Annotated in this window: 13 protein-coding genes; 8 read left to right on the top strand and 5 right to left on the bottom strand. The window is 63.8% G+C overall.

Features of this window, described 5'->3' with window-relative positions; all coding sequences use genetic code 11:
• Nucleotides 1–18 precede the first annotated feature (18 nt).
• The 8 genes from ACODS1_RS13030 to ACODS1_RS13065 all read left to right on the top strand — a co-directional run bounded on the left by ACODS1_RS13030 (nucleotide 19) and on the right by ACODS1_RS13065 (nucleotide 9,149).
• On the top strand, nucleotides 19–2,196 hold the full coding sequence (locus ACODS1_RS13030; RefSeq protein ID WP_489085984.1) for a malate synthase G: 2,178 nt from the start codon (nucleotides 19–21) through the stop codon (nucleotides 2,194–2,196).
• 293 nt (nucleotides 2,197–2,489) lie between these two features.
• On the top strand, nucleotides 2,490–4,190 hold the full coding sequence (locus tag ACODS1_RS13035; RefSeq protein ID WP_489085985.1) for an L-lactate permease: 1,701 nt from the start codon (nucleotides 2,490–2,492) through the stop codon (nucleotides 4,188–4,190).
• A gap of 113 nt (nucleotides 4,191–4,303) precedes the next feature.
• Nucleotides 4,304–4,471 (top strand): rubredoxin, encoded by a 168-nt coding sequence (locus ACODS1_RS13040; RefSeq protein ID WP_003242223.1) that lies wholly within the window; start codon nucleotides 4,304–4,306, stop codon nucleotides 4,469–4,471.
• Between the two features lie 217 nt (nucleotides 4,472–4,688).
• Nucleotides 4,689–5,528 carry a lateral flagellin LafA gene (gene lafA, locus ACODS1_RS13045; protein ID WP_322979593.1) on the top strand — a complete coding sequence of 280 codons (840 nt, stop codon included), beginning with the start codon at nucleotides 4,689–4,691 and terminating at the stop codon, nucleotides 5,526–5,528.
• Nucleotides 5,529–5,662: 134 nt separating this feature from the next.
• A complete protein-coding gene (lafA, locus tag ACODS1_RS13050) occupies nucleotides 5,663–6,499 on the top strand; it encodes a lateral flagellin LafA (protein WP_489085986.1) in 837 nt (278 codons plus the stop codon).
• Between the two features lie 139 nt (nucleotides 6,500–6,638).
• Nucleotides 6,639–7,550: a lateral flagellin LafA gene (lafA, locus tag ACODS1_RS13055; protein WP_489085987.1), complete on the top strand. Its 912-nt coding sequence runs from the start codon at nucleotides 6,639–6,641 to the stop codon at nucleotides 7,548–7,550.
• A gap of 292 nt (nucleotides 7,551–7,842) precedes the next feature.
• Nucleotides 7,843–8,676 (top strand): winged helix-turn-helix domain-containing protein, encoded by an 834-nt coding sequence (locus ACODS1_RS13060; RefSeq protein ID WP_489085988.1) that lies wholly within the window; start codon nucleotides 7,843–7,845, stop codon nucleotides 8,674–8,676.
• A complete protein-coding gene (locus ACODS1_RS13065) occupies nucleotides 8,676–9,149 on the top strand; it encodes a hypothetical protein (protein WP_489086004.1) in 474 nt (157 codons plus the stop codon). The genes ACODS1_RS13060 and ACODS1_RS13065 overlap by 1 nt, the downstream gene beginning before the upstream one ends.
• Before the next feature lie 8 nt (nucleotides 9,150–9,157).
• Here ACODS1_RS13065 and ACODS1_RS13070 read toward each other — a convergent pair whose 3' ends face one another.
• From ACODS1_RS13070 to ACODS1_RS13090, 5 genes are read right to left on the bottom strand one after another with little or no spacing between them, the layout of a single operon-like run.
• Nucleotides 9,158–10,099, bottom strand: coding sequence for a flagellar motor protein MotB (locus ACODS1_RS13070; protein ID WP_489085989.1), 942 nt, complete (start codon nucleotides 10,097–10,099; stop codon nucleotides 9,158–9,160).
• A complete protein-coding gene (motA, locus tag ACODS1_RS13075; RefSeq protein ID WP_322979599.1) occupies nucleotides 10,096–10,968 on the bottom strand; it encodes a flagellar motor stator protein MotA in 873 nt (290 codons plus the stop codon). The genes ACODS1_RS13070 and motA overlap by 4 nt, the downstream gene beginning before the upstream one ends.
• Nucleotide 10,969: 1 nt before the next feature.
• Nucleotides 10,970–11,704: a FliA/WhiG family RNA polymerase sigma factor gene (locus ACODS1_RS13080; protein ID WP_322979600.1), complete on the bottom strand. Its 735-nt coding sequence runs from the start codon at nucleotides 11,702–11,704 to the stop codon at nucleotides 10,970–10,972.
• Between the two features lie 44 nt (nucleotides 11,705–11,748).
• On the bottom strand, nucleotides 11,749–12,219 hold the full coding sequence (locus ACODS1_RS13085) for a flagellar basal body-associated FliL family protein (protein ID WP_322979601.1): 471 nt from the start codon (nucleotides 12,217–12,219) through the stop codon (nucleotides 11,749–11,751).
• A 26-nt stretch (nucleotides 12,220–12,245) separates the two neighbouring features.
• A complete protein-coding gene (locus tag ACODS1_RS13090; RefSeq protein WP_489085990.1) occupies nucleotides 12,246–13,331 on the bottom strand; it encodes a flagellar hook-length control protein FliK in 1,086 nt (361 codons plus the stop codon).
• Nucleotides 13,332–13,336: the final 5 nt, after the last annotated feature.

Genomic DNA, 13,336 nt, shown 5'->3' on the forward strand with positions numbered 1-13,336 from the left:
AGACAGGAGAACAGGAAAATGACCGAACGCGTGCAATGTCAGCGCCTGCAAGTAGCCGCCGAGCTCAAGCAATTCATCGAAAGCGAAGTGCTGCCCGGCAGCGGTATCGAGGCCAATGCCTTCTGGAGCGGTTTCGACGCGCTGGTGCATGACCTGGCACCGCGCAACCGCGCCCTGCTGGCCGAGCGTGATCGTCTGCAGACCGAGCTGGATGCCTGGCATCGCACCAACCCTGGCCCGATCCGTGACATGAGCGCCTACCGCACCTTCCTCGGCTCCATCGGCTATTTGCTGCCGCAGCCGGACAAGGTCAAGGCCACCACTGCCAACGTCGACAGCGAGATCGCCACCCAGGCCGGCCCGCAGTTGGTGGTGCCGGTGATGAATGCACGTTACGCGCTCAACGCCGCCAACGCCCGCTGGGGCTCGCTGTACGACGCCCTGTATGGCACCGACGCGATCAGTGAAGAAGGCGGCGCCAGCAAGGGGCCGGGTTATAACGAAGTACGCGGCGCCAAGGTGATCGCCTTCGCCCGCGCCTTCCTCGACCAGGCGGCGCCACTGGCCAAGGGCTCGCACGCCGATGCCAGTGCCTACGCCGTGGTCGCCGGCCAGCTGCAGGTGACCCTGAGCGGCGGCGCGCAAACCTCCTTGGCGCAACCGGAGAAGTTCGTCGGTTTCCAGGGCGAGGCTGCCACGCCGAGCGCCGTGCTGCTGAAGAACAACGGCCTGCACTTCGAGATCCAGATCGACGCGGGTAGCCCCATCGGCCGCACCGACGCCGCCGGGGTGAAGGACGTGCTCATGGAAGCGGCGCTGTCGACCATCATGGACTGCGAGGACTCCGTGGCTGCCGTCGACGCCGCCGACAAGGTGGTGGTCTACCGCAACTGGCTGGGCCTGATGAAAGGCGACCTGGCCGAGGAGCTGGACAAGGGTGGCAAGCGCATCACCCGCCGCCTTAATGCGGATCGCATCTACACCGCCGCCGATGGCAGCGAACTGACCCTACACGGTCGTTCATTGCTGTTCATCCGCAACGTCGGCCACCTGATGAGCAACCCGGCGATCCTCGACGGTGAGGGTCACGAGATTCCTGAGGGCATCCTCGATGCGGTGGTCACCAGCCTGATCGCCCTGCATGACCTGCAGCGTCGCGGCAACTCGCGCACCGGTAGCGTCTATATCGTCAAACCGAAGATGCACGGGCCGTTCGAAGTGGCCTTCGCCAACGAGCTGTTCGGTCGCGTCGAACAGTTGCTGGGCATGCCGGCCAACACCCTGAAGATGGGCATCATGGACGAGGAGCGGCGCACCAGCGTCAACCTCAAGGCCTGCATCGAGGCCGCCAGCGCGCGCGTGGCCTTCATCAACACCGGTTTCCTCGACCGCACCGGCGACGAGATGCACACCGCCATGGAAGCCGGCGCGATGCTGCGCAAGGGCGACATGAAATCCAGCGCCTGGATCCAGGCCTACGAGCGCAACAACGTGCTGGTCGGCCTGGCCTGCGGCCTGCGTGGCAAGGCGCAGATCGGCAAGGGCATGTGGGCCATGCCGGATCTGATGGCGGCCATGCTGGAGCAGAAGATCGGCCATCCGAAAGCCGGCGCCAACACCGCCTGGGTGCCGTCGCCGACCGCCGCTGTGCTGCACGCCCTGCACTACCACCAGATCGACGTACAAGCGGTGCAGACCGAACTGGAGCTGATCGATCTGGCCAGCCAGCGCGATAGCCTGCTGAATGACCTGCTCAGCGTGCCGGTCAGCGCCGAGCGGCCGTGGAGCGCCAGCGATATCCAGCAGGAGCTGGACAACAACTGCCAGGGCATCCTCGGTTACGTGGTGCGCTGGGTCGAACAGGGCGTCGGCTGCTCCAAGGTGCCGGATATCCACAACGTCGGCCTGATGGAAGACCGCGCCACATTGCGGATTTCCGCCCAGCACATTGCCAACTGGCTGCACCACGACGTGGTCAGCGAGGCCCAGGTACGCGAGACGCTGCAGCGCATGGCGCAAGTGGTCGACGGGCAGAACGCCGGCGATCCGGCCTATCGCCCGATGGCGCCGAACTTCGAGCACTCCCACGCCTTCCGCGCCGCCAGTGATCTGGTGTTCAAGGGCCGCGAGCAGCCGTCCGGCTACACCGAGCCGCTGCTGCATGCCTGGCGTTTGCGTTTCAAAGAGGAGGTTTGAGCATCTCAGCGACCATGTAGGAGCGGCGCCTCGCCGCGAAGCTGGAGAAAAGCTTCGCCCCGGGGCGGGGCTCCTACACAAGTGAGTTCACGACCGTGGATGGCTCTTGACGCCCTCACGGAGCAGCAACAAGCCCTGACGGTTTCTGGTCGTCGGGGCTTTCGAGCATGAGCGCGGCGGCTGCCGTCGCGGCTCACGGAAAGGTCGGCGCCGTAGCGCCCGGCCCTTCCAGATGCGTGGCGCCGGGTGTCCCCGGAAAACTGTGGTTCACAAGAAAAAGAAGGAACCAACCCATGAGTCAAACGCTGCTGTCCATCCTGGCCTTCGTGCCACTGGTACTGGCGGGTGTACTGCTGATCGGCTTTCGCTGGCCGGCCAAGTACGCGATGCCGCTGGTGTTCGTCCTCACCGCCCTGATCGGCCTGCTGGCCTGGGACATGTCCCTCAACCGGGTCATCGCCTCCAGCCTGCAGGGGCTGATACTCACCGCCGCGATCCTGTGGATCATCTTCGGCGCGATCCTGCTGCTGAACACCCTCAAGCACTCCGGCGGCATCGCCGCGATTCGCCGGGGCTTCTCCAATATCAGTCCGGATCGCCGCGTGCAGGCGCTGATCGTCGCCTGGTTGTTCGGTTGCTTCATCGAGGGCGCATCCGGCTTCGGTACTCCGGCTGCAGTGGCCGCACCGCTGCTGGTGGCACTGGGCTTCCCGGCACTGGCTGCCGTGGTGCTGGGGATGATGGTGCAATCGACACCGGTATCCTTCGGTGCGGTGGGCACACCGATTCTGGTGGGTGTTGGTGCCGGCCTGGACAAGACCGGCCTGACCGAGCAACTGGTGGCCAACGGCAGTACCTGGGAAACCTTCTTCCACCTGATCTACTCGCGCGTGGCCATTACCCACGGCCTGATCGGCCTGCTGATGCCGCTGATCATGGTGATGATCATGACGCGCTTCTTCGGCAAGAATCAGAGCTGGAAGGAGGGCCTGGCCATTGCGCCGTTCGCCATCTTCACCGCCTTCGCCTTCTCCCTGCCATACATGGCCGCCGGCGTGTTCCTCGGCCCGGAGTTCCCCTCGATGATCGGCGCCCTGGTCGGTCTGGCCATCGTGGTACCGGCCGCCAAGGCCGGCTTCCTGCTGCCGAAGGACACCTGGGACTTCGCCGAGGCCAAGGACTGGCCTGCGGAGTGGATGGGCAAGATCGAGATGAAGCTGGACGAGGTGGCGGGCAAGGCGCCGATCTCGGTGCCCATGGCCTGGGCGCCGTACCTGCTGCTGGCAGTGTTCCTGGTGATCTCGCGTACCTTCCCCGAAGTGAAAGCGGCACTGATGAGCTTTACCTTTGGCTGGAAGGACATCCTCGGTGAAACCGGCGTGTCCGGCACCATCGAGCCGCTGTACCTGCCGGGCGGCATCCTGTGCATGGTGGTGCTGGTGACCTTCTTCCTGCACCGCATGCGCTTTTCCGAACTCAAGGCGGCAGTGGGCGAGTCGAGCAAGACCCTGCTCGGTGCCGGCTTCGTGCTGATCTTCACCATTCCCATGGTGCGTATCCTGATCAACTCGGGGGTCAACGGCAGTGAGCTGGCCTCGATGCCGGTGGCCATGGCGCAGCTGGTGGCCGACAGCGTCGGCGCCATCTATCCGTTCTTCGCCCCGGCAGTGGGCGCCCTGGGCGCCTTTATCGCCGGCTCCAACACGGTGTCCAACCTGATGCTGTCGCAGTTCCAGTTCAACGCCGCCGAACTGCTGGGGGTATCCGGGGCGATGATGGTGGCCGCGCAGTCGGTTGGCGCGGCGGCGGGCAACATGATCGCCATCCACAACGTGGTGGCGGCCTCGGCCACCGTCGGCCTGCTCGGGCGCGAGGGCATCACCCTGCGCAAGACCATCCTGCCGACGCTGTACTACCTGATCATGGCCGGCGGCATCGCTCTGTTCAGCATGTATGTCATGGGCATCGGTGACCCGCTTCTGACCGCCCGATAAGGCCAACCCGACTTTGGTTGGCCGCTGGCGGGCGGCGATTGCCTTCCGCCAGCTTGGCGCCTTCGAGCAATTGCGGTAGCGTGCCGACACCGTGAGATTCACCCGAGGTCGATATGAAGAAGTGGCAATGCGTGGTCTGTGGACTGATTTACGACGAGAGCCAGGGCTGGCCGGATGACGGCATCGCTCCCGGCACCCGCTGGGAAGACGTGCCGGAAGACTGGCTGTGCCCCGACTGCGGCGTCGGCAAGATGGATTTCGAGATGATCGAAATCGGCTGATTCGGCCTTGGCCAAATGAAAACGGCGACCCTCGGGTCGCCGTTTTCATTTGTGCTGCGCGGGTATCGGCTGCGCCAGCCGCCCTCGCCAATGGACGTATCACGCTCAGAAAATCGACAACGCCATTTAATCCACGCCAAAGGCCGGTCGCCCTTCACCTTCAGCAGGCAATCACAGCCAGCTTCATTCCGCGCTCATCGCACGAAGGATTACGATCATGGCCTTGTCGATTCATACCAACTACTCCTCGCTCGTCACCCAGACCAACCTGGGTAAAACCAACAACTCGCTGGGCACCAACCAGCAGCGCCTGGGCACCGGTCTGCGCATCAACAGCGCCGCCGACGACGCCGCCGGCCTGCAGATCGCCACCCGCCTCAACGCCCAGTCGCGCGGCATGGACGTAGCCATGCGCAACACCGGCGACTCCATCTCCCTGCTGCAAACCGCAGAAGGCGCCTTCAGCGAGATGACCGACATCATGCAGCGCATGAAGGATCTGGCCACCCAGGCGGCGAACGACACCAACTCCGCCGACGACCGTACCTCGCTGAAGTCCGAGTACGACGAACTGGGCAACGAGCTGACCAACATCATCAGCAACACCAAGTACGCCGGCGAAGCCCTGTTCGCGGCCGGTGGCAAGCTGACCGCGGCAATGACCTTCCAGATCGGTTCCAGCAGCGCTGAAACCCTGACGTTCAACGCCACCGCCAACCTCACCGCCGTCACCGGCGCGATCACCACCATCAAGGCCGAAACCCTGGCCACTGCCGCCGACGCCGGTGGCGCCATGGACGAGCTGGAAACCGCTCTGGACGCCGTGGGCACCCTGCGTTCGCAGCTGGGCGCCAACATCAACCGCCTGAACCACACGTCGAACAACCTGGCGAACATGAAGGACAACACCGACATGGCCAAGGGTCGCATCATGGACGCCGACTTCGCCAAGGAAAGCGCCAACATGACCAAGAACAGCATGCTGATGCAGTCCGGCATCTCCATGCTCAAGCAAGCCGGCCAGATGCCCGGCATGGTCATGTCCCTGCTGGGCTGATCACGCGCTTAGCCGGCGCAGGAAACTGCGCCCCTCCCATTGCACGATTAAACGCCCCTTAAGAATCTCGCGAAGACGGTCGCCCTGTTCATACAGCACCGCTTCCAGGCGTTCACGCACGAAGGATTACGATCATGGCTCTCTCGATTCATACCAACTACTCCTCGCTCGTCACCCAGACCAACCTGGGCAAGACCAACAACGCCCTGGGCACCAACCAGCAGCGCCTGGGCACCGGCATGCGCATCAACAGCGCCGCCGACGACGCCGCCGGCCTGCAGATCGCCACTCGCCTCAACGCCCAGTCGCGCGGCATGGACGTGGCCATGCGCAACACCGGTGATGCCATCTCCCTGCTGCAGACCGCCGAAGGTGCGTTCAACGAAACCACCGATATCCTGCAGCGCATGAAGGATCTGGCCACCCAGGCAGCGAACGACACCAACTCCGCCGATGACCGCACCTCCCTGCAGTCCGAGTTCGACGAGCTGGCCAAAGAAATCACCAATATCTTCAACAACACCAAGTACGCGGGCGAAGCGCTGTTCACCGGCAAGCTCGCCGCTGCGGTCAGCTTTCAGATCGGCTCCAGCTCGGCAGAAACCCTGAGCTTCGACGTCAGCACCGATCTGGGCACCCTGAACACCACGCTCAATACCGACGTGACTGCCCTGACCCTGGACAGCGCCACCAACGCCGGCGCGGCGATCACCGCACTGGAAGGCGCGCTGGATGATGTCGGTGCGATGCGTGCCAGTTTCGGTGCCAACATCAACCGCCTGAACCACACCTCCAACAACCTGGCCAACATGAAGGACAACACCGACATGGCCAAGGGTCGCATCATGGACGCCGACTTCGCCAAGGAAAGCGCCAACATGACCAAGAACAGCATGCTGATGCAGTCCGGCATCTCCATGCTCAAGCAAGCCGGCCAGATGCCCGGCATGGTCATGTCCCTGCTGGGCTGATCGCAGGCCGCGACGGCGCAAGGGACTGCGCCACTCCCATTTCACGATTGAACGCCAACGCCCTTAAGGCATTCGCGAAGACGGTCGCCCTGTTCCTACAGCACCGCTTCCAGGCGTTCACGCACGAAGGATTACGACCATGGCTCTCTCGATTCATACCAACTACTCCTCGCTGGTGACCCAGACCAATCTGGGTAAGACCAACAACGCCCTGGGCACCAACCAGCAGCGCCTGGGCACCGGCCTGCGCATCAACAGCGCCGCCGACGACGCCGCCGGCCTGCAGATCGCCACCCGCCTCAACGCTCAATCGCGCGGCATGGACGTGGCCATGCGCAACACCGGCGATGCCATCTCCCTGCTGCAGACCGCCGAAGGCGCCTTCAGCGAGATGACCGACATCGTCCAGCGCATGAAGGATCTGGCCACTCAGGCCTCCAACGCCACCAACAGCGGCGCAGACCTGATCGCCCTGCAGAACGAGTACGACGAACTCGGCAAGGAAATGGCCAATATCGTCAAGAACACCAAGTACGCTGGCGAGAACCTGTTCAGCGACGGCACCACCGTGACGGGTGCCGACGGCAAGCTGTCCGCTGCGGTGAACTTCCAGATCGGTTCCAGCTCGGCCGAAACCCTGGAGCTGGACGTAAGCGCCAAGCTGACCGCACTGGGCACCTCCCTGGCCGCCATTTCCGACACTTACACCACCGCCGGCACCCCGGGTACCGAACTGGCCACCACCCAGGATCCGACCACTGCGCTCAACACCAACGCCAACGCGATGGTCGACACCCTGAGCGACGCGCTGGACGACATTGGTGCGCTGCGTGCCAGTTTCGGTGCCAACATCAACCGCCTGAACCACACGTCGAACAACCTGGCCAACATGAAGGACAACACCGACATGGCCAAGGGTCGCATCATGGACGCCGACTTCGCCAAGGAAAGCGCCAACATGACCAAGAACAGCATGCTGATGCAGTCCGGCATCTCCATGCTCAAGCAAGCCGGTCAGATGCCCGGCATGGTCATGTCCCTGCTGGGCTGATCCGCACGTCATCCACGGGCGAAGGATCGCCCCCCGAACGCCCCGCCCTCGCGGGGCGTTTTCATTTCGGCGCCGTTCGCGCCCCCTCTTCGCACAAGCCTGCAAGACTGTCATTGTTGCCATGCACGATGACGAAGCTGGGGTTTCATGCGAACGTCCGCACGCCTGTCGATCACATTCAGCCAAGCCAGTGATGGCACAAGACTTGCCACTGCAAGATCCTGACGCCAGAATGCCGACCGTTTGTCGCCTTGAAATACCTCACGGAAATGCTGCCCACCTGCAGGAACGCATGAATAACAGCACCGAGACGCTACCAGCCGAACCGGGAAGTGCCATTGCCTGCCTGATCATCCAGACAGGACGTAATGACTGCCTTGCGCACTTCTATCCGGCGCTGTACCAGCTCACGCTGATCAAAGGCGGCATCGAGGAGAAGATCGACCTGGGCTATTCCGGCAGCCGCCTGCTCGAACGCCTGCTTCGAGAGCCGGGTGAGGTGGTGTCACGCGAAGAATTGATGAGCTACGCCTGGGCCGATCGCATCGTGGGCCAGGGCAGCCTCAACCAGCAGATCTATACCCTGCGCCAGGTGCTCGGCGACGAAAAAAGCCGCGAGATCATCCAGACCCTGCCGCGCCGCGGCTACCTGCTCAACCCCAGTTATCTGGTCTGTCCGCCGAGCGTCGACGAGGCCGAAGAGCCCGCCGAGGCGCTCCCTGCGCCGCCCAATGCGCCCTTCCTGCAGCACCATGGGTGCCAGCGTGCCCCCTGGATCATTCTGCTGGCCTTGTGCAGCCTGCTGGGCATCGGCCTGTTCGCCTATTTATACGCCGTCAGCCAGCCCGAACGCGTATTCAGCAGCGAGATGACCCAGGGTCAACTGAAGATGCGTTACATCGACCCGGACAAACAGCGCCTGCAGCAACTGATCCTGCAGACCCATGCCCTGACCAGCCGGCTGTCCGTACTGGCCGACAAACCGGCCACGCTGATGCTCGGCCTGCACGGCGGTTTCTACGAATTGCTCTGCCTGCAGCCCGGCGGCGGCGCTCGCTCGCTGATGTTCCATGAAAGTCAGTTGCAGCACATCGCCGACACGCAACTGCGCAGGTGCCTGCCATGATGCCCCGCACACGGCTGCAGCCGAGCCAGCGCTGGCTGCTGGGCGCGTTTCTGTGCGTCCTGGTACTGCTGCTGAGCACGCTGGCGCTATGGCTGAACTTTCGCTCCAGCGCCGAGCTCGACGGCCGTTACCAGTCATATGGCCAGGTGCAGTTGAGCACTGGCCAGGTACTGGACATCAGCCACAGCCTGCAGATCAACGATGGACGCTTCTATGCCATGACCCGCCAGGGCGACAGCATTCTGGAAACCTCCGGCGAGGTGGAGTACGGCTTTCTCGGCAACTACCGCCTGCGCGTGGAGGACGGCGAAGTCACCGGGCTGAGCAGCGATACCGACGACGAACTGGTGTTCAACCTGCTCTATGGCCGGCACAAGGGCGCGACCATCCGCCTGACACGCGTCGATGACTGCCTCTACGCCCTGGAAACGCGCCAGCTGTATTGCCCCGCCAAACGCCCGCAACGCCCCTGACACGGCCATCAGCCCTCCGGTGCGCTGAACTGCGCGCCTTTTTCACGATACTCGACACGCGCCTGCTGTTCGCCGAACAGCTGCCGATAGAGCCCCTCGGCCCGCGTGGTCAGCAGCAGCAGCTCGATGCGGCGATTGGCGCCATTTTGCGTATCGTTCGGTAGCAGCGGCATGCCATCAGCCTGGGCCGTGACCTGCAGCACCGAAGTACCCGGCAGGCCGCCGTCGACCAGCACGTTGCGCGCGCGCAGAGCACGGTCGCCAGACAGGTTCCAGTTGTTATAACCGCCGACGATGCCACGGTAAGGCGTGGAATCGGTGTGGCCACTGATGATCAGGTGGTTATCGACCTTGGCCAGAATGCCGGCCAGGCGCTTGAGGAGGATCTCGAACTGCGGATCGAGCTGCGAGCTGCCACGGTTGAACATGAAACGCTTCTGGTCATCCTTGATCAGGATGCGCAGGCCCTGTGGCACGACCTTGATCTCGACATTGGCCTCGGCGTCCAGTTGCAGCGCCAGTTCCTGCATCAGCTTGGCCAGCTCCTGCATCTGCTCGGGGTCGTCATAGTGCGGCCGGCGCGGTGCACCTGGTGCCGCATCATCCATGCTCGCGCCGGGATCTTCGTCTGGCGTGCGCGCCTGATTCTCGCGATCCTGACGCGGGCTGACCTGCACCGGCACGCCATCGAGATCCAGCGGCGTGGTGCTGTTGCCGTCGAAGACACCAGCACCGCCGTCGACCAGCGGATTGTTCATCATGTCGGCATTGGCGCGGCTGGCTTCCTGGGTCTGTGGCTGGATGATCCACAGCACCATGAACAGCGCCATCATGGCCATGGTGAAGTCGGCGAAGGCTACCTTCCAGGCACCACCATGCTCGTCGTGGCCGCCCTTCTTGCTGCGTCGCTTGACGATGATCTCGTGTTCTTCGCCGCCACGCTTCTTCATGCCGCGTCCCTTTCATCCTCGTAGCGGTTGACCCAGATCTCCAGTTGCTTGAAGGCCGGCTTGACGTCCTGCTCGATCAGCTTGCGCCCGGCGTCCACCGCCAGCAGCGTCGGCTTGCCGGCGACGTGGGCGACCAGGGTGGTGCGCACGCATTCGAGCGCCGACATCTCGGTCTTGATGCGTTGGCCCATGGCGCTCGACAGCGGATCCATCACGCAGTAGCACATGAAGATGCCGAGGAAGGTGCCCACCAGCGCCGCGGCCACGTGGGCGCCGATCTCGGCCACCGAGCCACCGATGTTGCCCATGGTGATGACGATGCCGAGGATCGCCGCGAGGATGCCGAAGCCGGGCATGGCCTCACCGATCTTGTGCAGCGAGCGCGACGGCTGCAGCAGCACGTGCTCCATGGCCTCCAGTTCCTGCTCGAGGAAGCCTTCGAGTTCGTGCGCGCTGATCTTGCCCATGGCCATCAGGCGGAAGTTGTCGGCGATGAAGGCCATCAGGTTCTTTTCCTGACGGATCAAGGGGTACTTGGCGAACAGGTCGCTCTGCTCGGGCTCCTCGATGTGCGCATCGAGCACCTTGAGGCCGCCGACCTCGACCATTTCCAGCAGCTCGTAGAGCAGCATCAACAACTGCCGCTGGAATTCCTCGCCACGCTTCTTGTAGACGAACACGTCCTTGATCTGGTGCAGCATTTCCATCAGCACGTCCTTGGGGTTGGCCACCACCAGGGCGCCCAGACCGGCGCCAAGGATGATGATCACCTCGGCCGGCTGCCAGAGCATGGCCAATTGGCCGTGCGCCATGATGTAGCCGCCCAGCACGCAGGCGACGATGATCAATGCACCGAGTAACTTCTGCACCCTAGCCTCTCTCGTTCAGGTAGCGGCTGGCCTTGGCGATCGCCTGCTTGCTCAGTTGGCAGACGCGCGCGTCGCTCAACTCCAGCACCAGGGCGATTTCCTTGAGGCTCAGCTCGTGTTGGTAGTAAAGGGTCAGCACCAGTTGTTCGCGCTCACTGAGCTGGCTCAGGGCCTGCGCCAGCAGGCGCTCCTTGAGCACACGCTCCTCGACGGCGCTGCCCCCTTCGATAAAGGCCTCGTGGCCGTTTTGCAGCAACTCGTCGAGGCTCTCGATGGCCTCGCAGGCATCGGCCTGGAGGAAATCCTGATAATCCTTGGCACTCATGCCGGTGGCCGCGAGGATTTCCTCGTCCTGCGGCATGCGCCCGAGCTGGCGCGTCAGTTGGCGGATGGCATCCCGCATCTTGTGCGTCTGCTGCCGCACCTGGCGCGGTCGCCAGTCCTGGCGACGCAGCTCGTCGAGAATCGCACCGCGCACGCGCAGCGCAGCGAAACGGCCGAACTGCTCGTCCGGCGTGCCGTAGCGACGCAGGCTGTCGAGCAAGCCCATCAGGCCGATCTGCTCCATGTCCTCGCGGTCGAGCACCTGGTTGGCCTGCAGCGACAGCTGGCGGACGATGCGCTTGACCAGCGGCAGGTACTGCAGCAACCACTTCTGCTCGGCGCCAGGGGCGAACAGAGCCGCACCGCCCTGTTCGGCGGCGTAGCGGTAGTCGATGGCGCAGGTGGCGTTCATGGCTAGGGGCTGCTCCCGTTTCGGCATCGCCGCGTGGCGGCGTGCTACTGGACGATCAACTTGCTGACCAGCACGTTGGCAAAGGGAATCGCCAGCTTCTTGCTGGCGAAGTCGTCGAACAGCGCGCGCTCCAGGGTGCTTTGCAATTCCGGGATGGGCATCGCGCGCAGTTGCTCGAAGGTCATCGCCGAGAGGTGAGCGACCACCGAGTTACGCACCATCGGGTCGATCTGCTCGAGCTTCTTCGGATCCGCTTCGATGTCGGTCTGCAGCACCAGGTCGAGGACGAAGTAATGCTCGCGGGTCTGCCCCTTGAGGCTGACGATGACCTTCTCGATGGGGAAGAACTGATACTCGACCTTCTCGCCTTCGCCTTCAGCTTCGGCAGGTGCCGCACCGGTCGCGCTCTGGCCGGACTGCAGGGCCTTGATCTGGGTGTAATTGAAAACCGTGCTACCGATCACCACCAGGGTGTTGAGGATAACCAGCAGGAGGAGGATCCGCGGCGCTGTCATAACTACTCTCGATTCACTTGCAAGGATTAGACGGTGACCAGCACATCGCGGGCCGACTCCGTGGTGTTGCGCTCGTTTTCGCTCGGCAGGATGCTGGCTGCCGCCACCTGTTCATCGGCGGCCCAGGCCTGGCGCGGCGTCTGGCCCTGCTGACGACCACCCTGGGTGTCGGCAGAGACCTGCACGTTGACCTGCACGAAGTTCTGCCCGACCAGTTCCTGGCGCAAACGCTCGCTGGTCTGCTGCAGCAGCCTGGCAACGTCACCGTTGGCCGCCGACAGGTGCACGCTGAGACGACCGGATTCGTGGCTGAGGTAAATCTCCAGACTGCCCAGTTCAGGCGGGTCGAGACGGATGGTGGCGTTCTGGATGCGCTGGTTAATCTGCAGATCGACATGCTCACGCAGGCTTTGCAGCATCTGCTCGCCCCACTGTGCCGGGGCACCTTGCAGACGCAGGGCGCGCTCGCCCGTCACCGCCTGCGAGGCGGGTGCGGGTGGATTGCTGGTGGTCGGCGTGCTGCCGTCGGCGTCCTGGTGGGTGGCACTGCTGCGTTCCAGCAGGCTGAAATCCAGGGCCGTATCGCCGGCCTCGCTCAGTTCCGTCGGCAGTACCACGCTCTTGTCGTGTACCGGTAGGGCCAGCGCCGGCACAGATACGGCGTTGGCGACGCCCGGCAGCACCACCCGCGCCTTCGGCACAGGTTCATTGGCCGCTGCCGGCAGCGGCTCGGCCTGGCGTTGCAGCACCGGCGCCTGCGGATTCACCACAGGCTCGGCGTCGAGTGGATCAGGCGCCTGCTCCTCGCTGTCACGCGCGGCGGCCTGTGGCTGGCCCTCGCGCGCCTCCACCTGCACCTGCTGTTGATCCAGCATGCCCTGCAGCCACTGCTCGACATTCGGCTCGGCTGCAATCTCAGCAACCTCAGCCTCTGCGGCCGGAGCACTCAGCGCATGCACCGTGATCGCCTGCGCCTCTGGCGTGTTGGCCAGTTGCAGGTCGAATACCGGTAGTACGCCCTCGCCGCTGGCCGTCTGAGCCTGCGCAAAACCGGCCGGCAAGGTCTCGCCACCGGCTGCGCCGGACGTGCTCTGCGCACTGCTGGGGATCATCTGCA

This window comes from Pseudomonas sp. FG29 (genome assembly GCF_057809355.1).